This window comes from Pontibacter sp. 13R65 (assembly GCF_047525655.1).
Lineage (GTDB): Bacteria > Bacteroidota > Bacteroidia > Cytophagales > Hymenobacteraceae > Pontibacter.
Genome location: NZ_JBLIQL010000006.1, coordinates 26,232 through 48,905, shown reverse-complemented (window position 1 = coordinate 48,905; position 22,674 = coordinate 26,232). Strand labels below are relative to the sequence as shown.

16 protein-coding genes are annotated in these 22,674 nt (G+C 48.4%); 11 read left to right on the top strand and 5 right to left on the bottom strand.

Annotated features, from left to right (window positions below; translation table 11 throughout):
• The first annotated feature begins 68 nt into the window (after nucleotides 1-68).
• The 4 genes from ACMA1I_RS09465 to ACMA1I_RS09450 all read left to right on the top strand — a co-directional run bounded on the left by ACMA1I_RS09465 (nucleotide 69) and on the right by ACMA1I_RS09450 (nucleotide 4,908).
• The gene (locus tag ACMA1I_RS09465) at nucleotides 69-851 is read left to right on the top strand and encodes an N-acetylmuramoyl-L-alanine amidase (protein WP_337068073.1); all 783 of its coding nucleotides are present in this window, start codon (nucleotides 69-71) and stop codon (nucleotides 849-851) included.
• 23 nt (nucleotides 852-874) lie between these two features.
• A complete protein-coding gene (locus tag ACMA1I_RS09460; protein ID WP_337068072.1) occupies nucleotides 875-1,909 on the top strand; it encodes an MlaD family protein in 1,035 nt (344 codons plus the stop codon).
• Between the two features lie 255 nt (nucleotides 1,910-2,164).
• Complete coding sequence (locus ACMA1I_RS09455; protein ID WP_337068071.1) at nucleotides 2,165-3,793, top strand: acyl-CoA carboxylase subunit beta; 1,629 nt, start codon at nucleotides 2,165-2,167, stop codon at nucleotides 3,791-3,793.
• A gap of 266 nt (nucleotides 3,794-4,059) precedes the next feature.
• Nucleotides 4,060-4,908, top strand: coding sequence for a transglutaminase-like domain-containing protein (locus ACMA1I_RS09450; RefSeq protein ID WP_337068070.1), 849 nt, complete (start codon nucleotides 4,060-4,062; stop codon nucleotides 4,906-4,908).
• Between the two features lie 91 nt (nucleotides 4,909-4,999).
• Here ACMA1I_RS09450 and ACMA1I_RS09445 read toward each other — a convergent pair whose 3' ends face one another.
• The 5 genes from ACMA1I_RS09445 to ACMA1I_RS09425 form a co-directional block, all read right to left on the bottom strand.
• Entirely contained in the window at nucleotides 5,000-6,184 is a 1,185-nt protein-coding gene (locus ACMA1I_RS09445) for a four-carbon acid sugar kinase family protein (RefSeq protein ID WP_337068069.1), read from the bottom strand.
• Nucleotides 6,181-7,236, bottom strand: coding sequence for a 4-hydroxythreonine-4-phosphate dehydrogenase PdxA (pdxA, locus tag ACMA1I_RS09440; protein WP_337068068.1), 1,056 nt, complete (start codon nucleotides 7,234-7,236; stop codon nucleotides 6,181-6,183). The genes ACMA1I_RS09445 and pdxA overlap by 4 nt, the downstream gene beginning before the upstream one ends.
• The gene (locus ACMA1I_RS09435) at nucleotides 7,229-8,170 is read right to left on the bottom strand and encodes a dihydrodipicolinate synthase family protein (RefSeq protein WP_337068067.1); all 942 of its coding nucleotides are present in this window, start codon (nucleotides 8,168-8,170) and stop codon (nucleotides 7,229-7,231) included. The genes pdxA and ACMA1I_RS09435 overlap by 8 nt, the downstream gene beginning before the upstream one ends.
• Before the next feature lie 268 nt (nucleotides 8,171-8,438).
• Entirely contained in the window at nucleotides 8,439-9,641 is a 1,203-nt protein-coding gene (locus ACMA1I_RS09430) for an iron-containing alcohol dehydrogenase (protein ID WP_337068066.1), read from the bottom strand.
• Between the two features lie 8 nt (nucleotides 9,642-9,649).
• Complete coding sequence (locus tag ACMA1I_RS09425) at nucleotides 9,650-10,672, bottom strand: LacI family DNA-binding transcriptional regulator (protein ID WP_337068065.1); 1,023 nt, start codon at nucleotides 10,670-10,672, stop codon at nucleotides 9,650-9,652.
• 926 nt (nucleotides 10,673-11,598) lie between these two features.
• On the opposite strand from ACMA1I_RS09425, the gene ACMA1I_RS09420 reads away from it, so the two are divergent.
• The 7 genes from ACMA1I_RS09420 (at nucleotide 11,599) to ACMA1I_RS09390 (ending at nucleotide 22,665) form a co-directional block, all read left to right on the top strand.
• Nucleotides 11,599-12,306 carry a DUF3826 domain-containing protein gene (locus tag ACMA1I_RS09420; protein WP_337068064.1) on the top strand — a complete coding sequence of 236 codons (708 nt, stop codon included), beginning with the start codon at nucleotides 11,599-11,601 and terminating at the stop codon, nucleotides 12,304-12,306.
• A gap of 248 nt (nucleotides 12,307-12,554) precedes the next feature.
• The gene (locus ACMA1I_RS09415) at nucleotides 12,555-12,740 is read left to right on the top strand and encodes a hypothetical protein (protein ID WP_414703891.1); all 186 of its coding nucleotides are present in this window, start codon (nucleotides 12,555-12,557) and stop codon (nucleotides 12,738-12,740) included.
• Nucleotides 12,741-13,049: 309 nt separating this feature from the next.
• Nucleotides 13,050-14,723, top strand: coding sequence for a thrombospondin type 3 repeat-containing protein (locus tag ACMA1I_RS09410; protein WP_337068063.1), 1,674 nt, complete (start codon nucleotides 13,050-13,052; stop codon nucleotides 14,721-14,723).
• 215 nt (nucleotides 14,724-14,938) lie between these two features.
• Nucleotides 14,939-16,612, top strand: coding sequence for a polysaccharide lyase (locus ACMA1I_RS09405; RefSeq protein WP_337068062.1), 1,674 nt, complete (start codon nucleotides 14,939-14,941; stop codon nucleotides 16,610-16,612).
• A gap of 156 nt (nucleotides 16,613-16,768) precedes the next feature.
• Nucleotides 16,769-19,927 (top strand): DUF6298 domain-containing protein, encoded by a 3,159-nt coding sequence (locus tag ACMA1I_RS09400; RefSeq protein ID WP_337068061.1) that lies wholly within the window; start codon nucleotides 16,769-16,771, stop codon nucleotides 19,925-19,927.
• Between the two features lie 155 nt (nucleotides 19,928-20,082).
• A complete protein-coding gene (locus ACMA1I_RS09395) occupies nucleotides 20,083-21,498 on the top strand; it encodes a glycoside hydrolase family 140 protein (protein ID WP_337068060.1) in 1,416 nt (471 codons plus the stop codon).
• 186 nt (nucleotides 21,499-21,684) lie between these two features.
• Complete coding sequence (locus tag ACMA1I_RS09390; protein ID WP_337068059.1) at nucleotides 21,685-22,665, top strand: glycoside hydrolase family 43 protein; 981 nt, start codon at nucleotides 21,685-21,687, stop codon at nucleotides 22,663-22,665.
• Nucleotides 22,666-22,674: the final 9 nt, after the last annotated feature.

Sequence of the window (22,674 nt, the reverse complement as noted above, 5' to 3'; positions counted from 1 at the left end):
AGACTTCTCTAAAGTTTTTATTTAATTTGTACAAAGTTATTGTTTTAGCTTTTAACCTAACGTAAGTTGTGAAAAATATTGTTACTGTTTCGGTATTAGCATTTTTATTTCTGGTTTGTAGCGCCGGTAAACTCGAATATCGCAAAGCCTACAAGTTGCGCACAGTAGTAATAGACGCTGGCCATGGCGGCAAAGATGTAGGCTGTAACGGCAAGATGTCGCACGAGGCCGATGTGGCCCTGCAACTGGCCCTGCAGGTAGGCGCTCTTATAGAAAAGAACCTGCCTGATGTAAAAGTTATTTATACCCGCAAAACCAACACCTTTGTAGAGCTAGTAGATCGTGCCGGTATTGCAAACAAAAACAATGCCGACCTATTTATCTCCATTCACTTAAATGCCGGGCCAGCTACCGCCTTTGGTACCGAGACCTATGCCATGGGTCTGCAGAAGTCGGAGGGGAACCTGCAGGTAGCTAAACGAGAGAACGCTGTAATTCTGCAGGAAGATAACTACAAAGAGAAGTATAACGGTTTCGATCCGAACTCAGCCCAAAGCCATATTCTGTTTTCGCTGCACCAAAGCGCCTACATGGAAAACAGCCTGCGTTTTGCCGACAAAGTGGAGCGGGAGTTCAAAGAGAGGGTCGGTCGCAACAGCCGGGGCGTAAAACAGGCGCCGTTTCTGGTACTCTGGAAATCGTTTATGCCAAGTGTACTAATAGAATGCGGATTTTTGACAAACCCAACAGAAGAAAAATTTCTTAACGATAAATCCGGCCAGACGTATATGGCATCAGGTATATATCGGGCCTTCAAAGAGTACAAACAAGAATTGGAGGCTATGAACTAACGCATAAGCCAAACACCCCCTACGTGAGAATATCAAAAGAAATTAAAGTTGCGCTTCTTGGAATAGTCGCACTTGTTATACTGTACTTCGGATACATGTTCCTGAAGGGCGCAGATCTGTTTTCCAGCACTAAAACCTACTATGTAGTTTATGATAATGTAGACGGACTAACGATCTCAAATCCGGTGTTGCTCAACGGTATAAACGTGGGTCGGGTGCAGGATATGAAACTGCTCCTGAAGGAGGGTAACACCATTATGGTGGAGATAGAGGTGATGAAAGATCTGCAGATCGGTGACTCTACCATCGCCAGTCTGGCCAACTCCGACCTCTTAGGCAGCAAGGCCATTATGCTTTACCTTGGCAACAGCTCCAAAACCTACAACGGAGGAGAGCGCCTGATCGCTTACAAGGAAAGCAGCATCGCCGACATGCTCTCATCTAAATCGGTACCGGTAATTGATAAGGTAGATACCACGCTCGCCCGTGTAAACCGGCTGCTCGACAGTGAGGCCAAAGGCAACGTGCAGGACATTCTGGTAAACGTAAAAGAGACAACCGCTGCCGTTAACGACATTCTGCACATGAACCAGCGTAACATAGAACTTATTACGGCCAACCTGGTTCAGCTTACCAATTCACTTAAGCAAACTGAACGCAACATAAACAAGCTGGCCGGCAATATGGCCGAAATAACCGATACGCTGAAGCAGGTAGAAATAAGACAATTGGTACACAATGCTAACATGGCAGTGTCGGAGCTGCAGACTACCGTCGCCAAGCTTAACTCAGACCAGGGCTCGCTCGGCAAACTGATGAACGACGAAGCTCTCTACCGTAACATGAGCCGATCTACAGAATCGCTCAACCTCCTGCTCCGCGATATACAAACGAACCCGAAGCGGTACGTGAGCTTCTCTGTAATTGGGCGCAAAGACAAGTATAAAGTAGATGCCACCGGGCGTGTTATAACTCTCGATGAGGTAAAAGAGATGCAGGACGAGCACCCGCAGGAATTCAGACAGCCTGCCCCAGCCGACTCTACTGCCGAAAAGTAAACCATTATACTTATAGCAAGCCGCCTTATTAAATGGTCAGCAACAAAATGTATTTTTTAGAAACGAAAGATCCGCTCTCCATGCGGATTTTTCGTTTCTAGGGGAGCAACCATTTGCAGATGATTTAAAAAGCCGGTTTAAATTATTTGAATGAAAAAGACCTTCCGGAGGCATTTTTGACAAACAAAGCAAGAGGGTGTGTAAATTTAAAAGTCATTCCGCGTAACATCTACCACCTACATCTAATACTACTGCATGGACATCGAATTCAATAAAAACGAAGACGCACTGAAGCAGCTGGTTTATCAGCTGCAAACAAAACTGAAGAAAGTTTACCTAGGCGGCGGCGAGAAAAGGATTCAGAAAGAACACGAGAAAGGTAAAATGACTGCCCGCGAACGCCTGGAGTACCTACTGGACGATGGCGCGAATTTTCTGGAGATCGGTGCTTTTGCCGGAGACGGTATGTACCAGGAGGTAGGCGGTTGCCCCAGCGGCGGAGTAGTAACTGGTATAGGCTATATTAAAGGTCGCCAGTGTGTGGTAGTGGCCAACGATGCTACTGTAAAAGCAGGTGCCTGGTTCCCGATAACGGCCAAAAAGAACCTGCGTGCCCAGGAAATTGCCATTGAGAACAAGCTGCCTGTGGTGTACCTGGTCGATAGTGCCGGGGTGTTTCTGCCGATGCAGGATGAAATTTTTCCGGATAAGGAACATTTCGGGCGCATGTTCCGCAACAATGCGGTTATGAGCGCTATGGGCATTGTGCAAATTGCGGCCATCATGGGCAGTTGTGTGGCAGGAGGCGCTTACCTGCCTATTATGAGCGACGAAGCCTTGATTGTGGAAGGCACAGGTTCTATTTTTCTGGCTGGGTCTTACCTGGTAAAAGCAGCCATCGGCGAAACCGTAGACAATGAGACCCTTGGCGGTGCCACCACTCATAGCGAAATTTCGGGTGTTACCGACTATAAGTGCAAAAACGATAAAGAATGCCTCGATCAAATTCGGGCCATTTTCGATAAAATGGGCGATACTCCAAAAGCTGGCTTTAATAGGGCGGAGGCTGCAAAACCGGAGCTGTCGGAGCAGGAGCTCTACGGCCTTACGCCAGCCGACCGCGCCAAACCCTACGACATGATGGACATTGTGCTGCGGCTGGTGGACAAATCGGAGTTCGATCCTTACAAAGACCACTACGGGCAGACGCTCATCTGCGGCCTTGCCCGCATAAATGGCTGGGCTGTGGGCATTGTAGCAAACCAACGCAAAATCGTGAAAAGCAAGAAAGGCGAAATGCAGATGGGGGGCGTCATCTACTCAGACTCTGCCGACAAAGCAGCTCGTTTTATCATGAACTGTAACCAGAAAAAAATTCCGCTGGTGTTTCTGCAGGATGTGTCGGGGTTTATGGTGGGCAGCAAAGCTGAGCATGGTGGCATTATAAAAGATGGCGCTAAAATGGTAAATGCCATGGCTAACTCCGTGGTGCCAAAGTTTACCATTCTGATCGGCAACAGCTACGGTGCCGGCAACTACGCCATGTGCGGCAAAGCTTACGACCCACGCCTGATCTATGCCTGGCCAACAGCGCAACTGGCTGTAATGAGTGGAGCCTCCGCCGCTAAAACCTTGCTCCAGATTCAGGTATCGGCCCTAAAGGCGAAAGGCGAGGAAATAACACCGGAGGCAGAAAAAGAACTGCTCGACAAGATTACTGCAAAATACAACGAAGAACTTTCTCCATATTATGCAGCTGCCAGGCTTTGGGTCGATGGCATTATAGATCCGCTGGAAACCCGCAAGGTAATCTCGATGGGCATAGAAGCCGCCAACCATGCTCCTATAGAAAAACCCTATAACGTAGGCGTTATTCAGACCTGATGCTGCTAGTTTGACCCTTGACCTCTAAACCAGGTTTTTCCCTTCAGAAGGCTGTTTTCATTAGAATAATTGATGGTTGCACATTGGTAAATTGTTCCGTGATTATATTAAGATCTTTGAATGATTGAGAGATGCGAGTAGCAGGAATCTGCTTCTGATTAGTATCAGAATCTACTAGCTCGCATCTAAAATTTAGAATCTTGTGTTAATTGTGGTTTCTGACTTTTCAAATTTTTAATTTTGCATTTCAATACAAGCGCAAAAGAGTGACTAAAAACGAGATAAAGGCGTTGATTTCGCTTCTGGAAGACCCGGATTACGAAGTTTCGACGCATGTAGAGCAGCAGATAGTGTCGTTAGGAGTAAGTATTATTCCTTTTCTGGAAGAAGAGTGGGAGGAGACGCTGGATGCCGACCTGCAAAAAAGAATTGAGGACCTGATACACAGCCTGCAGTACGATGGTTTGCTCGCAAAGCTGAAGGAGTGGAAGGAAACAGGGGCGCAGGACCTGCTGGAAGGCATGTGGCTGGTAAACTCTTACCTGTACCCCGATGTAGACAAGGCTACCATTGTAAAGCACATTGAGCAGCTGTATTTTGATGCCTGGGCCAACATGCAGGAAGAGATGCACCCTTACGACCAGGTAAAAGCGCTAAACCATGTGCTGTTCCGCGAGAAGAAATTTTCGGCTAATACCAAAAACTTCCATTCTCCTGCCAATTCTATGCTGCATCTGGCGCTGGAGACCAAGCGTGGCAACCCGCTTACGCTATGCGTCATTTACATGACCATTGCACAAAAACTAGGGATGCCTGTATACGGTGTAAACCTGCCGAACCTGTTTATACTGACTTACAAACAGGATAGTGTACAGTTTTATATTAATGTGTATAACAAGGGGCTGGTCCTATCCAAAACCGATATCGACAATTACATTTTGCAGCTGAACCTGAACCCGGTCGATATATTTTACGACCCGTGCTCGAACCTGGAAATAGTAAAACGTGCTCTCCGCAATCTTGCCTTCTCCTTCGAGAAGATGGACGACCTGGAGAAGGCCACGGAAGTAACCAAACTGCTTGCCGCTATCACCGATGAGGATCCTATTGTTTAGGCCGTTAACCCCATAACCCCTATAACCGCAGCAGCCACTCTTATTAGTAAGAGTGGCTGCTGCGGTTATAGGGCAAGTTAAACTGTTTCTGCTACGGCACCTGAGTTTGTTGCGTGTCAAAGTTCCAGATATCGGTGCTCCAGGCATAGCTGCCGGGTTTTAAGGTGAGGCAGAGACCAGGCTTGGCAGCTACCCGCATTCTGATAACGCCGGGGCTCACCTCCCGGATGGGGTAAAACTCCTGAAGCTGCAAGGCTTGTAGCACTGCAAAAGCAGTAGAGCCGCCTTCCAGCACGAGTTCCTTCAGGTTATGGTATTGTAGCGTTACCAGTTGCACCACGCGAGCTGTTTTCTTTCTCAGGTCATCGGCACTTACACTGGCACCTGCCGTAGTTTCGGCGGCAATGGCTATTACGGCCTTGCCGGTGGTGCTCAGGCAGCTCAAAATCTCGGAGGTCCATTGCTGGTAGGCAACTTCTTCGGGGTGAGTGGCCAGGGCAATGGCAGCAGGCATGTAACACACCGGCCCGCCGTTTTCATTTATCTGTTGAATCGCATCACGGCTTTTGCTAAAGGTGGTGCCGCACACATACAAAGCCGGCTCCTCAAAGGGATCTTGAGTAGTAGTTTGAAAACCATTTGCCTGTGGCAGAAGCTTATGGAGCAAGGCTGTGAAAAAGCCAGAGGCACCGGCGGCAAAGGTATGGCTATCCGAGTGGCTGGCCCAGGCCTGCAGGTCAGCGGTGCTGGTAGCCTCGCCTACTAATATGCCTGTGGAAGCCATGGGCTCCTGGTGGTGCTGTACTTGTATGGGCAACTCGCTGCCACCTAAAATACCGAGTACCGATGAGGTGGTAATCGCAAACTCCGGGTCGTGGGAAAAGCTGGTCTGGTGAATTGGCTGTCCATTGATCAGGTACTCTCCCTTTGTTAATACTCTCCCCAGCGCCGGATTAGCCGGCACCAGCAGAGCGCGCTTAAGTTGCAGCACACGTAGCTGCGCCTCTATTTCGGCCACTACGTGTCCCCGCAGCACAGAGTCTACTTTTTTAAAAATCAGCGTTGGGTTTAGCTGTAGCAGCTCTTCGGTAACTTTTGCCATTTGCTCCACCGCTTCCACCCTGGGTTTAGAGCGGGTGTCGGTAGAGATCACCAGCAGGTCGGCTTTGGAATTAAGGTTTACTGCTGCATTTATCTCTACCTTCAAATTAAAGCGCAGCCCAATGCCTCCCAGCTCTGCTGCTCCGGTTAAATCATCCGCAATAACTGCTATCATGAAGGAACGGCTGTTTTTTCTGTCAACCGGTATTTTGCCAGCTGCACAGCGTGTTCAATGGCAAGCACCATGGCATCGGGGCTGGCAACACCTTTCCCGGCAATCTCAAAAGCGGTGCCGTGGTCTACGGAGGTGCGGATTATGGGCAGGCCCATGGTAATGTTCACGCCTTTCACACTGTCCATCTGCTTTTTCTCGGCATTCCATTTAAAGCCCGATAGCTTAAACGGAATGTGGCCCTGATCGTGGTACATGGCCACTACACCGCCATAATAGCCCGTGGCAGCCTTAGAGAACATGGTGTCGGCCGGAACAGGGCCTTCTACATCGTAACCCAGGCGAAGCGCTTCTTCTACGGCAGGTAGTATTTCTTCTGCCTCTTCGGTGCCAAACAAACCGGAGTCGCCTGCGTGTGGGTTAAGGCCGGCAATACCAATTTTCAGGTTGCTGATACCCAGCTGTTTCAGTCCGTTTTGCAGTAAGTCGGTAACTTCGAGTATGCGGTCTTTTTTTACATTGTCGCAGGCCTGGCGCAGCGATACGTGGGTAGACACGTGGATAACCCGCAGATTATCTTCCGCCAGCAACATCGCGTATTTTTTGGTGTTGGTATACTGCGCGTAAATTTCGGTGTGACCAGCAAAATGGTGGCCGGCCTCGTTGATAGATTTTTTGTTGATCGGGCCGGTTACAGTGGCATCGATCTCGTTTGCCAGCGCCAATTGTATTACTTTCTCTACGGCCTCAAAAGAAGCGCCGCCTGCCATGGCCGAAATTTCGCCGAAGGCCAGCTGCGCCATGTCTACGTTCTGCAGATCGAACACGTCAACTTCTCCTATCGCGAATTTTGCCTCTTTCACATCCTGAATGGCGTTTACGCGGGCACTCAGGCCTAGCCTGTCGATGATATGCTGAAAAACATTTGCATCGCCTACTACAAGCGGCTTACAAATGGCATGGATGTTTTCATCCAATAAGGCTTTCACGGCGATTTCGGGGCCAATGCTGGCCGGATCGCCCATGGTTACTCCGATGATTGGTTTATTAGGCATATGAGTTGGTGCTAGTAAAGTGGATGTTTTCTTTTGATATAAGTTCCTGCAGGCTCTGGCGCAAAGCTGCTGCCTCGGCCTCAGTGCCTTGGATGAGAGGTGGCATCATGTGGGGCTGGCAAAGACCTGCCTCCTGCATAAGCACTTTCAGCGCCCACAACGATTGCCCCAGAGTGCGGCCTGCCTGGTAAACAGCGCCTAGCTGGTCGGAGTGTTGCTGCAACTGAAATGCCTTCTCCCGGTCGCTTTGCGCCACCGCCTCGTACATTTCTTTGTAAATGCCCGGAATAAAGTTGCCGGTGCTCGGAATCAAGCCGTCTCCACCCCTGAAAAGGCACTCCGCCGACTGCGCCGCCCAGCCCAGAAAATAGCTAAAGTCTTCGCGGTTGGCCCACAAACGCAACGATTCCTGCATCCGCTCCTCGCTACGCTCTGAATCCTTTACGCCCACAATGTTCTCGTGCTGGCTCAGTTTGTCGAGCACTGGCAGTGGTATAGACATGTGTGTGGTGGCCGGAATGTTGTAAATAATGAGCGGCCCTTGCACCTGGTCGGCCAGCTGCTCAAAATAGCGCAGCATCTGGTCTTCGGTGAGGGCGTAGTAGGAGGGAAGGTTAGCAGCTACCACGTCAATACCGGCATCGAAGCAGCGTTTCGCTAACTCCACCGACTCCTGCAGCACGTTGGCGGCAATACCAGCATAAAAAGTTTCTCCAGCCTGTTTACTCTTGCCAAGATACTTTATATAGTCTTCTTTCACTGAGAAAGGAATAGAGGCTGCCTCGCCTGTGGTGCCAAGAATAAATGGCTTGGTGTTGTGCTGCCTGAAATTTGCCAAAATTTGGTCTACGGCTTTTTGGTCGAGCTGGTAATCGGCGGTCAAGGGAGTGACTACCGGTACTATTACGCCCTGGTATTTCTTTTTCTGTTGCATAACAGGTTATTTTATTTCGTATTCGTAAAGCCCTAAGTTAATTTAAGTCTTAAAAGCTCCTGAAGGCCTTTTTTATTAGAATAATTTATCGTTGATACTACTTATTAATTGGCTGGTAAGAGAAATTTTGAATGAATGGTTGAGAGAATGTGGTAATATTTTTATCTCGTCGTCCTGCATTTTCTCTATATGCATTTACCTTTCCTAAATCCTGATTTCTCCCTCTCTTGCCCCTTCAATATTTCTAATTTTGAGTTTGGTAAAATCCCTAATAAGCAGCTGTATAAATATCCACGGCGTCAATCACGGTGATAGGGCGTGGGTTGTTTTTCAGGAGCCGGGTTATTTTCATGGCATCCTGAGCCATCGGAAGAATAGCGTCTTGTGGAATGTTTACTTCGCGTAGCCGGGCAGGTGCTCCGCATTGCTTTATAATAGACCTGATTTTAGCTATTCCCTTTTGGGCTGTTTCCTGATGGTTACTGCCTGGAGTGCAGCCCAAAGCTACGGCTATGGCAGCAAAGCGCTCTGGCGCAGCCTGTAAGTTAAACTCCATGACGTAAGGCAGCAGCAACGCATTGCTCAGGCCGTGTGCCAGATGGAACATGCTGCCCAGCGGGTAGGCCAGCGCATGTACACCGGCTGTATTTACCGGGCCAAGGCAGAAGCCGCCCAACATACTGCCCATAGCCACCTGCGTACGGGCCTCTTCGTCTTCGCCATTCTGAACGGCCTTTACCAGGTTCGCAGCGATCAGGCGTACTCCTTCCAGCGCAAACATATCGATGAAAGGCTGCGAAAATTTGTTTGTGTAGGCTTCCAGGCAATGAGTTAGCGCATCTAGGCCGGTAACAGCTGTGATTTGTGCCGGCACGCTCATAGTTAACAAAGGGTCTACATACACGATGTCGGGCAGCAGGTACGGGCTAATGATACCTTTCTTCTGATTGTCGGCATCGTCGAGCAGGATGGCGTTAGGCGATACTTCGCTACCTGTGCCAGCTGTGGCAGGCAGGCAGATTAGTTTGCGGCTACGGCCCTTCAGGTTGCCGATGCCTACGATCTCCTGCAGGGTCTGGTCGTTGCCGAGCTGGGCTGCAACCAGTTTGGCAACATCGAGTACGCTGCCACCGCCAATGCCTACCACTACTTCGGGGTCTGCTTGCTGGGCCTGTTCCATCAGTTGCTCAAAATCGCTGAAGGTGGGTTCCTGCACAATACTGGTGTCGAGAGTGGTGCTTATGCCCAGGTCGTTGAGTTGCTGTACCAGTTTCTCTAACCGGGGCAGGAGTGGGGTAAGCGTTACGATGAATACACGGGAGCAGCCGAGCCCGCTGATTTCGTCAGCGAGTTTAGCGAGTACCCCTTTCCCAAAAATCAGCTTCCCCGGAAACTGGATCGTCATTTCTTTGTTTGTAAGCTGCAATGGCTCCATGGCTAATTGTCTTTCTTGTGTGAATATCTTTTTCATAGTAGAAATCATGGTTTGGCATTTTTGGCTGCAGCACCACAGGAACTCCGGACCTGCAGGGCCGCATCGAACACCACTTTTACGGTTGGCCGACTTGGGTCTTTTATGCGCTGAAAGAGTAACTCGGCCGCGCGTTGCCCCATTTCAAAACCGGGTTGTCGCACAGCAGTGAGCGGAGGGTTCAGCGAGATAGACCAGTACATATCATCGAAGCCAACCAACGCTATTTCCTCCGGTATTTTAACTCCCCGGCTATGAATTGTTTCCAGGGCGCCAAGTGTAATCAGGTTGTTGCCTGTAAACAGGGCCGTAGGAGGAGTAGGAAGGTTCAGTAGCTCTGCCGTAAGGCGCATGCCGCTCTCATGTTTTGAATCTCCGTATTTAATAAGTGATTCGTCTACTTTCAGGCCGTACTCTTTAAAAGCAGCCTCATAGCCTGCGAGTCGGGCTTTGCTGGTAGGAATTTGCGGTAAACCAGAAATGTAGGCGATGCGCTGGTGCCCGAGCTTAATCAGGTGGCTGATGGCATCAAACGCTCCTTGCTGGTTGTCTACCAGTACTACGTCTGCCTCTACTCCAGTCAGTCCCCTGTCGATGCAAATAATGGGCAGGCCGCTCAGTACCATATTGGCTACCTTCTGGTCGCGGCCGTGTACAGGAGCCACAATCAATCCATCGATCGACTCCGATTGTAAAATATCGAGGTAGAGCCGCTCCTTGTCTTCGTTTTGGGCGAAGTTGCACATAATAGCAGCGTAGCCCTTTTCATACATGGCCTCTTCCACTCCCCTGATCACATCTACATAAAAGGGGTTCTGGATGTCGGGGAGCACCAACCCAATAATCTTGCTGTTGCCGCCTTTGCTCCTGAGCCGCTGGGCCACCCGGCTGGGCTTGTAATTAAGTGAGCGAATGGCTTGCTGCACCTTCTGCTGAGTGGCCGCATTTACCGAGTCGGGGTTGTTGAGCACCCTTGATACGGTGGCGATAGAAACGCCTGCTGCTTTGGCTACATCGGTGAGTTTAGTCATTTGGAATGGCGGTTAATTATGCTGAAAACGATTACATAGATTTGTTTATGAACAGACGTTGCGAGATCAAAAATGAAATTTAACTTAATGAAAACGTTTTCATGTTGAAAGATACTTATTTGTTTGCAAAAATAAAAGCACCTCTGGTAAGCCAGGGAGAAGCCCTGTAGAGTTTAGGTTGTAATTTGCCTCTGGAAGGACGTTTTTATTAGCAGAATTTATGCTACATGAAGAAGAATATAGCAGAGCGAAAGGCGTGGAAGTCGCCATTTCAGGTGCCGATGGTTCTTTTTCAGCTTTAATAATTCCCGTTTGGTACTCAATTAGTCGGGATTGAACGAAATGCTCTTATTTAATGAGAATGCTTCCTGTACTTTTATCTTAACAAGAGCAGATAACGCTGATCCTGTAACTGATAGTAGCTAACTAATCCTGCTGCAGAAATTAAAGTTGAAATTTTTGAAAACGATTTCAGCGCAGTGTGAAGGCCGGATAATCTACGATATTGTGGTGGGTTGGTGTGTTGAAGGTATCTTGTAAAGGCTTTGCACAGTCAAAGATACCCAGAAGACCGCTGCTACAGATTTTTAGTTGTAACCGCTTCATAAATAACAATTTGTTGCAGCGGTGTGGCGAAGGCAATAGTTAAAAGTCTTCTTTTTGAGTCTGTTATGCTGCTGCTGCTCTATCTGTAGGTCAGGAGATAAATGATGCTAAAATTCTACAGTTATTGGTTAATAAATAGCACAAACGGTAGTAAGTAATGTTGGAACTTTGTGATAAATATAAACTTTATATATAAATAAGCTATCTTGGTGCTGTTGTTGCATGACTATAGCTGAAGTGGCTTTTTTAGCTGACATAGTAAATCCTGCTGCATTGCTTTTTGCTCAAAAAAACTGATCAATAATTTTCAATAACATAATATGAAGAACCTGAAATTAAACCTGAAAATGAGAAGCTTCCTGCTGTTGGTAGGGCTGATGTTGGTTGTGTTAGCGCCTGCTCAGGCTCAGAAAGGGAAAAAAGCCACAGACGAGGCGCAAGCCTACATTCAGGTAACAAATCAGCGGGCAGACAAAATTGTAGAAAAGATGGCCATCTCAGACAAGGCCAAAAAGCTGAAGGTTCGCAACTATGTGGCACAGCAATACCGCGACCTAAGCAAGATACATGAGCAGCGCGATGCCAGAGTTAAAGCAGTAAAAGCAACTGCAGGCTCAAACAAGCAGGCAGCCGAAAAACGAGTAGCTGAGATCGACGAGTTTACCAACGCTGAATTAGCGAAACTGCATAAAACGTTTATCGCCAACCTGCAATCGCAGCTAAACGAGGAGCAAGTAGACCAGGTGAAAGACGGTATGACTTACGGTGTAGTGCCCATTACCTACAAAGGCTATCTGGCTATGCTGCCTAACCTAACTGAGGAGCAGAAAACGCAGATTATGGCTTGGCTGGTAGAAGCACGCGAACATGCCATGGACGCCGGTTCTTCAGAAAAGAAACATGGCTGGTTTGGCAAGTACAAAGGCAGAATAAACAACTATCTCTCAGCTGCCGGTTACGATCTTAAAAAAGCCGGTGATGAATGGGTAGCACGTGAAAAGGCAGAACAAGAAGCGCAGTCCAAGTAGTTTTTGCCTCCGGAAGGGCTGTTTCATTAGCAGAATTAAAGACCAGCTTGGGAGCATAAACTTGTAACAGGCATAAGTAAAGTAGTAGAGTACCCATAGTTGCTATAGGGAGAGTAAGATTATGAGGGCAACCTTAAGAATACATATACAGGCATTTTACAGAAAGATTTGTATTAGCAGATCTGACCTTATTTCTAATTCTGGTGTCGCAAATAAACAGCCTTCACCAGTTCCTTCCAGGCTTGCGCATGACGTCGATTTCTGCATCGCCTCCATTACAGGTTGCCACTCCGGTTAATCTGAAGAGGTTAGAGCATATTGTGCAGCCAGTTTTTTTAATGGTCCAGAAGCTGATTTTAGCGGAAGGTGTGGCTAGTGGTTACTTGAAGGTATGTGTGTACCAGTCTGTAGTAGCCAAAGGCCTGTTTATTTAGTTGTGTAGCCGGATGGTTTTTGAAGTGCTTGATAATTAGTCAACTAACAAATGATTGTGAATATATTTTGTATATTTGAAAATCGTATTTATATTTAAATAAATATCAAGCTGTTATTTTCTAGCAATATCGGTGCTCACCATTTAGTAGAAGGTCAGCAAAAATGCACATTAAGGTGGATTGGAGACCTTAGCAGTGGTGCCTTCAGCATGTGGAATAACGCTTTTTCCAATCCTGAAAAGAAAAAGCGCGTGGTTTTACTACAGTTAGCTTTAATAAAAAATCAACTTAGAAATTTTAATTTTTGATATGAGAAAGTACTTTATCCCAATTCTTACCCTAGCCGCCATGCTGGGGATTAATCAGACAGCTTCGGCGCAGTATCCTAAAATTCCGAAAGACGTTCAGGAAGCGAGCAGTAAGCTGATGGAAGAAGCACAACGCCGATCTGATGAGGCTTGGGAAAAAGCACTGCCCATAGTAGAGAAAGAAGCACGAGAAGGAAAACCTTATATTCCGTGGGCTGGCCGACCAACTGATTTGCCACAAGCTGATATTCCGTCTTTCCCTGGAGCTGAAGGAGGTGGTATGTACTCTTTTGGTGGCCGTGGCGGCAAAGTCTATGTGGTAACCAACCTCAACGACAGTGGCCCTGGCAGCTTCCGCGATGCCTGCGAGCAGGGTGGAGCCCGTATTATCGTTTTTAACGTGGCTGGTATTATTAAGCTGAATAGCCCGCTTATTATAAGAGCACCCTATATTACCATTGCAGGTCAGACTGCTCCCGGAGATGGCGTCTGTGTAGCCGGCGAAACTGTCTGGATCGATACGCATGATGTGGTTATCCGCCACATGCGCTTTAGAAGAGGTGAAACTTTTGTGGGTCGCCGCGATGATGCCATAGGTGGTAATCCTGTGGGTAACATTATGATGGACCATATTTCTGCGAGCTGGGGCTTAGATGAAAACATGTCAATTTACCGCCACATGTTTGATCCGGGAGATGGCTCTAAGCACAAGAAACTCCCAACAGTAAACATCACAATTCAGAATAGCATTTTCTCAGAGGCATTGGATACCTGGAACCATGCCTTCGGTAGCACGCTGGGTGGCGAAAATTGTAGCTTCATGCGCAACATGTGGGCCAGCAATGCAGGTCGTAACCCCTCTATCGGCTGGAACGGTATTTTTAACTTCACCAACAACGTGGTATTTAACTGGGTGCACCGTTCTGTAGATGGTGGCGATTATACCGCTACTTACAACATTATCAACAACTATTTCAAACCAGGGCCAGCCACACCAACCGATTCGCCGGTAGGTCACCGTATTCTGAAGCCTGAATCTGGCCGCAGCAAACTGGGTTACCTGGTGTTTGGCCGTGCTTATGTAGATGGAAACATTATGGAAGGCTATGACCACATTACCAAAGATAACTGGAACGGTGGTGTACAGGTAGAAGACTTGGCGAACACTGGCGAATATCGTGATAAAATGCGTGCTACACGTCCAATGCCAATGCCTCCTATGACCATTATGCCGGCCCAGGAAGCTTACAAATACGTGCTGGCAAATGCAGGTGCTACCTTGCCTAAGCGTGATCCGGTAGATGTGCGCATAGTAGAGCAGGTTAGAACAGGTAAGGTTAACGTGAAGAAAAACGTGAAGCTGCCAGAAACACAATTTGAGCACCGCCGCCTGCCAATCGACTCTTATAAGATTGGTATTATTACAGACATCAGCCAAGTTGGGGGTTACCCAGCTTACAAAGGCAAGCCTCATAAAGACTCCGATAACGACGGCATGCCTGACGAATGGGAGAAGAAATACGGTCTGAACCCGAACGATCCTTCTGATGCCAACGGCGACTTGAACGGCGACGGTTATACCAACATCGAGAAGTACATCAACGGTATCGATCCATCTAAAAAAATAGATTGGAAAGATCCTAAAAACAACAAAGATACACTGGCTTACAAATAAGCTAACACTCACAACAACAGGTATGCGAAAGAAAACAACTGTTCTCTGATTGCTTTTTAAGTTTGAAGATATTAGTTGTTAACAGCAGCTGATATCTTCAAACTTTTTTAGCTACCTGCACCTGCTGTTAACTAATACTTCAAAGCTGGCAGCCAATAGCTTGTATTTACTAGGCTGGTGGCAATATTTTAAATTACACTTACAAACCCACAAACATGAAAAAGTATTTCATTCCTGTTTTCGCGCTTGTTTCCATGTTTGCTCTTACGCATTCGGCTTCAGCCCAATATCCTACCATTCCACCAGAAGTGCAGGCCAAGGCAGATGCCGAACTCGATGAGGCACAGCGCCGCTCTGATGAGGCATGGGAGCGGGCACTGCCAATTATAGACAGAGAAGCACGAGAAGGAAAACCTTATATTCCATGGGCTGCCGTTCCGTCTGATCTGCCACAAGCCGATATTCCTGCATTCCCTGGAGCTGAAGGTGGTGGTATGTACTCTTTTGGTGGCCGTGGCGGCAAAGTCTATGTGGTGACCAACCTCAACGACAGTGGCCCTGGCAGCTTCCGCGATGCCTGTGAGCAGGGTGGAGCCCGCATTGTGGTGTTTAACGTAGCCGGTATTATTAAACTGAAAAGCCCTGTTATTGTACGAGCACCTTATATTACCATTGCCGGACAAACTGCTCCCGGAGATGGTGTTTGTATTGCCGGTGAATCGGTTTGGATCGATACGCATGATGTGATTATCCGGCACATGCGCTTTAGAAGAGGTGAAACAGATGTGGCTCGCCGCGACGATGCACTAGGTGGCAACCCCATCGGAAACCTGATTATAGACCACGTATCGGCCAGTTGGGGACTCGATGAAAACATCTCCATGTACCGCCATCAGTATGATTCCGGAGATGGCAAGCTGCAGAAGTTGCCAACGGTGAATGTTACCTTCCAGAATTGTATTTCTTCCGAGGCACTGGATACTTATAACCATGCCTTCGGTAGCACTATTGGTGGCCTGAACAGCACCTTTACCCGTAATTTGTGGGCGAGCAACATTAGTCGTAACCCCTCGGTAGGCATGTATGGCAGCTTTAACTTTGTGAACAACGTGCTCTTCAACTGGTGGAATCGTTCTGTAGACGGTGGCGATCATCGTTCTCAGTTTAACATGATCAACAACTACTACAAGCCAGGTCCCATTACTCCCAAAGATCAGCCGATCGCCCACCGCATCCTGAAGCCGGAGTCTAATCGCTCTGCTAAAGGGACACAGGAGTATGGTCGTGCCTATGTAAACGGTAATGTGGTAGAAGGGAATGAGAAGGTAACAAAGGACAACTGGGATGGGGGTGTACAAGTGCAGAGTAATCCCAACGCTGGCGACTATACCGACTATATCCGGACGAAGAAACCATTTGCCATGCCTGCTGTAACCATCATGCCTGCCCAGGAGGCCTACGAGTATGTGCTTGCCAATGCAGGTGCCACGCTTCCTAAAAGAGATGCTGTAGATACCCGTATTGTGGAGCAGGTAAGAACAGGGAAAGTGGTTTACAAAAAGAACGGAAAAACTGGTGTTGGCAGCGAATACATTAAGCGCCGCTTACCAGAAGATTCTTATAAGCAGGGAATCATTACAGACATCAGCCAGGTTGGCGGTTACCCAGCTTACAAAGGCAAGCCTTACAAAGACTCCGACAACGACGGCATGCCAGATGAATGGGAGAAAAAATACGGTCTGAACCCGAACGATCCTTCTGATGCCAATGGCGACCTGAACGGCGATGGTTATACCAACATCGAGAAGTACATCAACGGCATAGACCCAACTAAAAAAGTGGACTGGAAGGATCTGAAAAACAATAAAGATACTTTAGCCAAAAAGTAAAAGCCGCATCAGGCCAGCTAAATTTTACAGTCATGACCTTTGCCCCGCCTTCTCTAGCTTAGTTAGAGGCGGGGCAAAGGCATAGATACAAAGCAGCGAAGCAAAGTCTTTGTCTGCGACAAAAGAAAATTATAATAAAGGAGAAATATCGGATCTGTGGATAGTAGATTTAAGCTGAAGCGAAGTGTGTTGGTGACTGCCTGGTTAATAGTAGGCTTTCTGTTACCAAACAGTGCAGCATGGGCACAAGCCAAAAAGACACCTCCTGCGCCACCTGTTTCAGTAGGAGCAGACGGGAAGCTTGCCTATGCTCCAGATTCGTTAGGTAATCGTGTGCCTGATTTTTCATACAGCGGGTACATGGCCGGGGAGCGTGCTATTCCGGATGCTCCCATTAAAGTGGTTGTGCCGGTAACTAAAGGCGATGCCACCGCCCGCATACAGGCTGCACTTGATTATGTAGCCGCACTACCCGCCGACCAGCAGGGAATAAGGGGGGCTGTACTACTCGAAAAAGGGACCCACGAAGTTTTTGGTAGCTTGCAGCTAAATGCTTCGGGTGTAGTGTTGCGGGGTAGTGGCGAGGAAGCCGGTGGCACAGTATTGCTCGGAAACGGCCAGGATCGCGAAACATTGATAAAGATTTGTGGGAAAAACGACAGACAATTAAAAGAGGCGGTAAAAATAACGGATGCCTATGTGCCTGTTAACGCCACGCAAGTAAAAGTAGCTAACCCAAAAGCATTTAAGACAGGCGACAAGGTGCTGGTGCATCGGCCAAGTACAAAAGAGTGGATTCAGGAACTCAAAATGGAAGAGTTTGGTGGAGAAACAGGCTACATTGGCTGGAAACCAGGCGAACGCGACATTTACTGGGACCGGACGGTAGTGGCTGTGAACGGAAATACAATAACACTAGACGCTCCCATTACCACAGCCTTAGAAGCTACATACGGTGGAGGCAACCTGATTCCCTATACCTGGCCAGGCCGCATTTCGCAGGTTGGGGTAGAGAACATGAGGCTGGAATCAACCTATAACAAAAACAATCGCAAAGACGAAGCTCACCGCTGGATGGCCATTACCATGGACCATGTGCAGGATGCTTGGGTACGGCAGATCATTTTCAGGCACTTTGCCGGGTCGGCTGTGGCTGCTTATGAAACAGCAAAACGCATAACTGTAGAAGACTGCAAATCGTTGGCTCCTGTTTCTGAAGTAGGCGGGCAGCGGCGCTATACATTTTACACCACAGGTCAGCAAACGCTGTTTCAGCGCCTGTACGGCGAGGACGGTTACCATGACTTTGCCGTTGGCTTTCGGGCAGCCGGACCTAACGCTTTTGTGCAATGCCTGTCGTTTCTGCCGCATAGTTTCAGCGGTGCCATCGATAGCTGGGCATCAGGTGTTTTATTTGATATTGTAAACGTAGACGGGCAGGCACTTAGCTTTAAGAACAGATACCAGGACGCTCAGGGTGCCGGCTGGACAGCAGCCAACAGTGTGTTTTGGCAATCTACTGCTGCCCGTATAGATAACTACGCACCACCAACGGCCATGAACTGGGCTTTTGGTGCCTGGTCGCAGTTTGGAGGCGATGGCTACTGGGGCAACACCAACAGCCACGTGAAACCACGCAGCCTGTATTATGCTCAACTCAGCGACAGAGTAGGCGAAAAGGTAATGGAACGTGCCTACCTGCTCCCCATGGAGACAGATGCCACGAGCAGCCCAACAGTGGAGCAAGCAATTCTCTTAACAAAACAAGCTGTAACAACAGTACCACAACTAACCGAGTGGATCGACCAGGCTTCCGAAAGAGTGGTCATTCCGGTGCAGGTAGCCAAAGTAAAAACCATCGACCAGATTGGTTTGAAAAAGACTCCACCCGCTAAACTGGCTGCTCCTATGCAGGTGCAGAACGGCTGGCTGGTAAGAGGCAACAGCCTGGTTACAGGTAAACGGCAAGATGTTCCATGGTGGAGAGGCGACGTGCGCTACTACGAGCTTCCGAAGGCAAAGCCTGCCGTAACACGCTATGTGCCGGGTAGAACCGGATTAGGGCTCACAGACGACCTGGAAGAAGTAACTAACGACATGAAGCAGCGGGATGTCGTGGCCCTGGAGCATAATTACGGCTTGTGGTACGAGCGCCGCCGCGACGACCATGAGCGGGTAAGAAGGATGGACGGCGAAGTGTGGGCACCGTTTTATGAGCAACCCTTTGCCAGAAGTGGGGAAGGCACTGCCTGGGATGGCCTGAGCAAATACGACTTGACTCAGTTTAACTACTGGTACTGGAACCGCCTGAAGCAGTTTGCTGATCTGGCGGACCAAAAGGGACTGGTATTGGTGCATCAGAACTATTTTCAGCACAATATATTGGAAGCTGGTGCTCATTGGTCCGACTCGCCTTGGCGACCAGCTAACAACATAAACGAAACCGGTTTTCCGGAGCCGCCACCTTATGCCGGCGATAAGCGCATTTTTATGGCAGAGCAGTTTTATGACATCACGCACCCTGAGCGCCGGGCCCTGCACAGAACCTACATCAGAAAATGCCTGGAAAATTTTGCAGACAATACCGGCGTCATTCAACTGATCAGTGCGGAGTACACCGGGCCTTTAAATTTTGTGGAATTCTGGATCGATACAATTCTGGAGTGGGAGAAGGAAACTGGTAAAAATGCCTTGGTTGGCCTCAGCACAACCAAAGATGTACAGGATGCTATACTGGCTGATCCGGCCAGGGCAGCCGCCATCGATTTAATAGACATTCGCTATTGGAGTTACCGTGAAGACGGTAGTGTATACGCCCCGGAAGGTGGCGTGAACCTGTCACCGCGACAGCATGCCCGGCAGGTAAAATCTGGTAAAAGGTCGGCAGAGCAAGTGTACCGTGGTGTGCGGGAGTACCGCGATAAGCAGCCGGACAAGGCCGTGATGTACTCCGAAGGCAATTACGACGCTCATAGCTGGGCCGTATTCATGGCCGGTGGATCTTTGGCCGCTATTCCGGGAACCACGCCTGCAGGCTTTTTGGCTGATGCCGCCACCATGCAGCCCCTTAACGCTCCGAATCAGTTGGAGGGGCCATGGGTGCTGGGGAACAAGAACAAGGGCTATATTCTCTACAGCAATACAGGCGACAAACTTAAACTCGACCTTACAGGTGCAGCCGGAACTTTTAAAGTGCGTTATATCGACCCTAAAAACGGACAGTTGCTGAAAAAGGAGGAGCGTGTGAAAGGGGGTAAAGCCCTTGATTTTGCCAGCCCCGCTTCTGGCCCGGTGGTACTGTGGGTAACAAAGTAGTACTTTATCAAATTAAAAAATCAAAATTAGACATTAGCTCCATCAGGCTAAAGGCACAGCAGTTTTAGAAAAGCATCTTCTTTAGAAATAAACCTTGCTGTGGAGTAGTGAAGAACAGATTATAAATTAAAACCCGATACATAATTAACCCGAACATGTTGAAGAACATTTTTACATTAGTGCTACTGACTTTGGTAGGAGTAGCCTGTACATCGCAGGAGCAACAAAAAGAAACTGCCGAAACAGGTGCTGTAGGTAAGCTCAAAATCTCGGACGACGGCAGGTACTTTACCAAAGAAAATGGCGATCCTTTTTTCTGGCTAGGAGATACCGGTTGGCTGCTTTTTGGTAAACTCAACCGCGAAGATGCGGAGCTGTACCTGGAGAACCGCCGAGAAAAAGGCTTTAACGTGATTCAGGTGATGGTGCTGCACTCGGTAGGAGCAGTAAATGCCTACGGCGACACAGCTCTGGTGAATAAAAACGTAGCTACACCGAAAGTAACAGAAGGCAACTCTTTCTCCGACTCTACCCAATATGACTACTGGGACCATGTGGACTATATTGTAGACATGGCAGCAGAAAAAGGTTTGTACATGGCGATGGTGCCTATTTGGGGCACTAACGTAAAAGAGGGACATGTAAACCAGGCACAAGGCGAAACCTATGCAGCCTGGCTGGCAGATCGCTACAAAGACAGGCCAAACATTATCTGGCTGAACGGTGGCGATATTAAAGGCTCCGACTCGCTGGAGGTATGGCAACGAATTGGTACTACCCTGCGCGAAAAAGATAAAAACCACCTCATTACCTTCCATCCACGGGGCAGAACCACCTCCTCGGCCTGGTTCCATAACGAAGACTGGCTCGACTTTAACATGTTTCAGTCTGGGCACCGCAATTATGCACAGGATACTTCTGCCGGTGAACTGCATTATGGCGAAGACAACTGGCGCTTTATTGTGGAAGACATGAAAAAAACGCCACCTAAACCTACTTTAGATGGCGAACCATCTTACGAAATGATTCCGCAGGGGCTGCATAATCCGGAGAACCCTTACTGGGGAGCCAGCGATGTGCGCCGTTATGGCTACTGGTCGGTGCTTGCCGGTGGTGCCGGCTATACCTATGGCCACAACACAGTAATGCAGATGCTCCAGCCAACAGACAAAGGCAGTGCCTTTGGTGGCAAAGGCGTTTGGGACGATGCCATAGACCACCCGGGCGCTATGCAAATGGTGCACCTGAAAACACTTATGCTCTCTCGCCCTTACTTTGAGCGCGTGCCAGACCAGACTTTGGTGGCTAAGCAGCCTGGAGATAAATATGATTACCAGGTGGCTACCCGTGGCAAAAAGTACGCTTTTATCTACACCTACAACGGCAAGAACATCAGCGTGAACATGGGTAAAATAGAAGGCGACAATGTGAAGGCATCGTGGTTCAACCCTAAAAAAGGCACCTTCACCGAACTCGAAGAAACTTTCCCGAACAAAGGAGTAGTGGAGTTTAATCCTCCAGGCGAGCCACGCAACGGAAACGATTGGGTACTGGTGCTCGACGGTCAGTAGCCATTTGCTAGTTAAGAGTTAGAAGTTGGATACAAGGTGCTAAAGTCAATCATTTAACAAATAGCAACTAACAACCAGCAATCAACCGCAAATTCTTCTAATGAAAATGGCCTTCCGGAGGTAAATAGATAAATTTTAGGCAAAGGGCTTTCACCTCAGCTAAGGTTATAAAATAATTAAACTGATATGATAAATAGATATTTCCTTTTCGTACTGGGCCTGTTCTTGTTTTCTGCCTGCGGTACTACTACCGAAGAGGCTGCAGAAGAAACTGAGACAGCCGAAGCAGCTGCCAAAGAAGTGTATATGTTCTCCTCTTTCCGGGAGCCTGCCAACGAAGGGCTACGCCTGCTCTACAGCTACGATGGCTACAAGTGGGAAGAACTGGAAGGGATTTTCCTGAAGCCTGATGCAGGGGAGGGCAAGCTCATGCGCGACCCCTCTATTGTTACTGGCCCCGATGGTACTTTCCACCTGGTGTGGACCACCGCCTGGCGCGGCGACAATGGCTTTGGCTACGCCAGCTCAAAAGACCTGGTGAACTGGTCGGAGCAGCAGTTTATTGATGTAATGAAGCACGAGCCAACTACTGTAAACGTGTGGGCGCCGGAGCTGTATTACGACGATGAGAATGAGCGTTTCATCATTATCTGGGCCTCCACTATTCCGCACCGTTTCCCGCGGGGCATAGAAGATGAGAATAACAACCACCGCATGTACTACACCACCACCAAAGACTTCAAAACCTTTACCGAAACGAAGCTCTTCATGGACCCCGACTTCAGCATTATAGATGCCGTGATCGTGAAGCGTGGCAAAAACGATTATGTGCAGGTGCTCAAAGATAATACCCGTCCGAACCGCAACCTGAAAGTAGCTTTTGGCACAGATCCTTTGGGACCTTACACTGATGTGTCGGAACCTTTTACCGGTAATTTTATGGAAGGCCCTACGGTGGTAAAAGTTGGCGACGATTGGCTGATCTACTACGATGTGTATGAGGAGAAGATATACGGTGCCAAGAAAACGCAGGACTTTAAAAACTTTACCGACATCACCGATCAGGTGCAGGTACCAGAAGGACACAAGCATGGCACCATTTTTAAGGCATCAGAAGAGGTGCTGGAAAATCTGAAGAACAGAAAAACAAACCACGCCTCTAACTAATACAGAGCC

Coding starts and splice junctions, on each gene's coding strand:
- ACMA1I_RS09425 (WP_337068065.1), bottom strand. CDS start 10,672: ATGACTAAACTCACCGATGTAGCCAAAGCAGCAGGCGTTTCTATCGCC.
- ACMA1I_RS09410 (WP_337068063.1), top strand. CDS start 13,050: ATGAGAAAGTACTTTATCCCAATTCTTACCCTAGCCGCCATGCTGGGG.
- ACMA1I_RS09405 (WP_337068062.1), top strand. CDS start 14,939: ATGAAAAAGTATTTCATTCCTGTTTTCGCGCTTGTTTCCATGTTTGCT.
- ACMA1I_RS09435 (WP_337068067.1), bottom strand. CDS start 8,170: ATGCAACAGAAAAAGAAATACCAGGGCGTAATAGTACCGGTAGTCACT.
- ACMA1I_RS09455 (WP_337068071.1), top strand. CDS start 2,165: ATGGACATCGAATTCAATAAAAACGAAGACGCACTGAAGCAGCTGGTT.
- ACMA1I_RS09395 (WP_337068060.1), top strand. CDS start 20,083: ATGTTGAAGAACATTTTTACATTAGTGCTACTGACTTTGGTAGGAGTA.
- ACMA1I_RS09415 (WP_414703891.1), top strand. CDS start 12,555: ATGACGTCGATTTCTGCATCGCCTCCATTACAGGTTGCCACTCCGGTT.
- ACMA1I_RS09390 (WP_337068059.1), top strand. CDS start 21,685: ATGATAAATAGATATTTCCTTTTCGTACTGGGCCTGTTCTTGTTTTCT.
- ACMA1I_RS09420 (WP_337068064.1), top strand. CDS start 11,599: ATGAAGAACCTGAAATTAAACCTGAAAATGAGAAGCTTCCTGCTGTTG.
- ACMA1I_RS09430 (WP_337068066.1), bottom strand. CDS start 9,641: ATGAAAAAGATATTCACACAAGAAAGACAATTAGCCATGGAGCCATTG.
- pdxA (WP_337068068.1), bottom strand. CDS start 7,236: ATGCCTAATAAACCAATCATCGGAGTAACCATGGGCGATCCGGCCAGC.
- ACMA1I_RS09445 (WP_337068069.1), bottom strand. CDS start 6,184: ATGATAGCAGTTATTGCGGATGATTTAACCGGAGCAGCAGAGCTGGGA.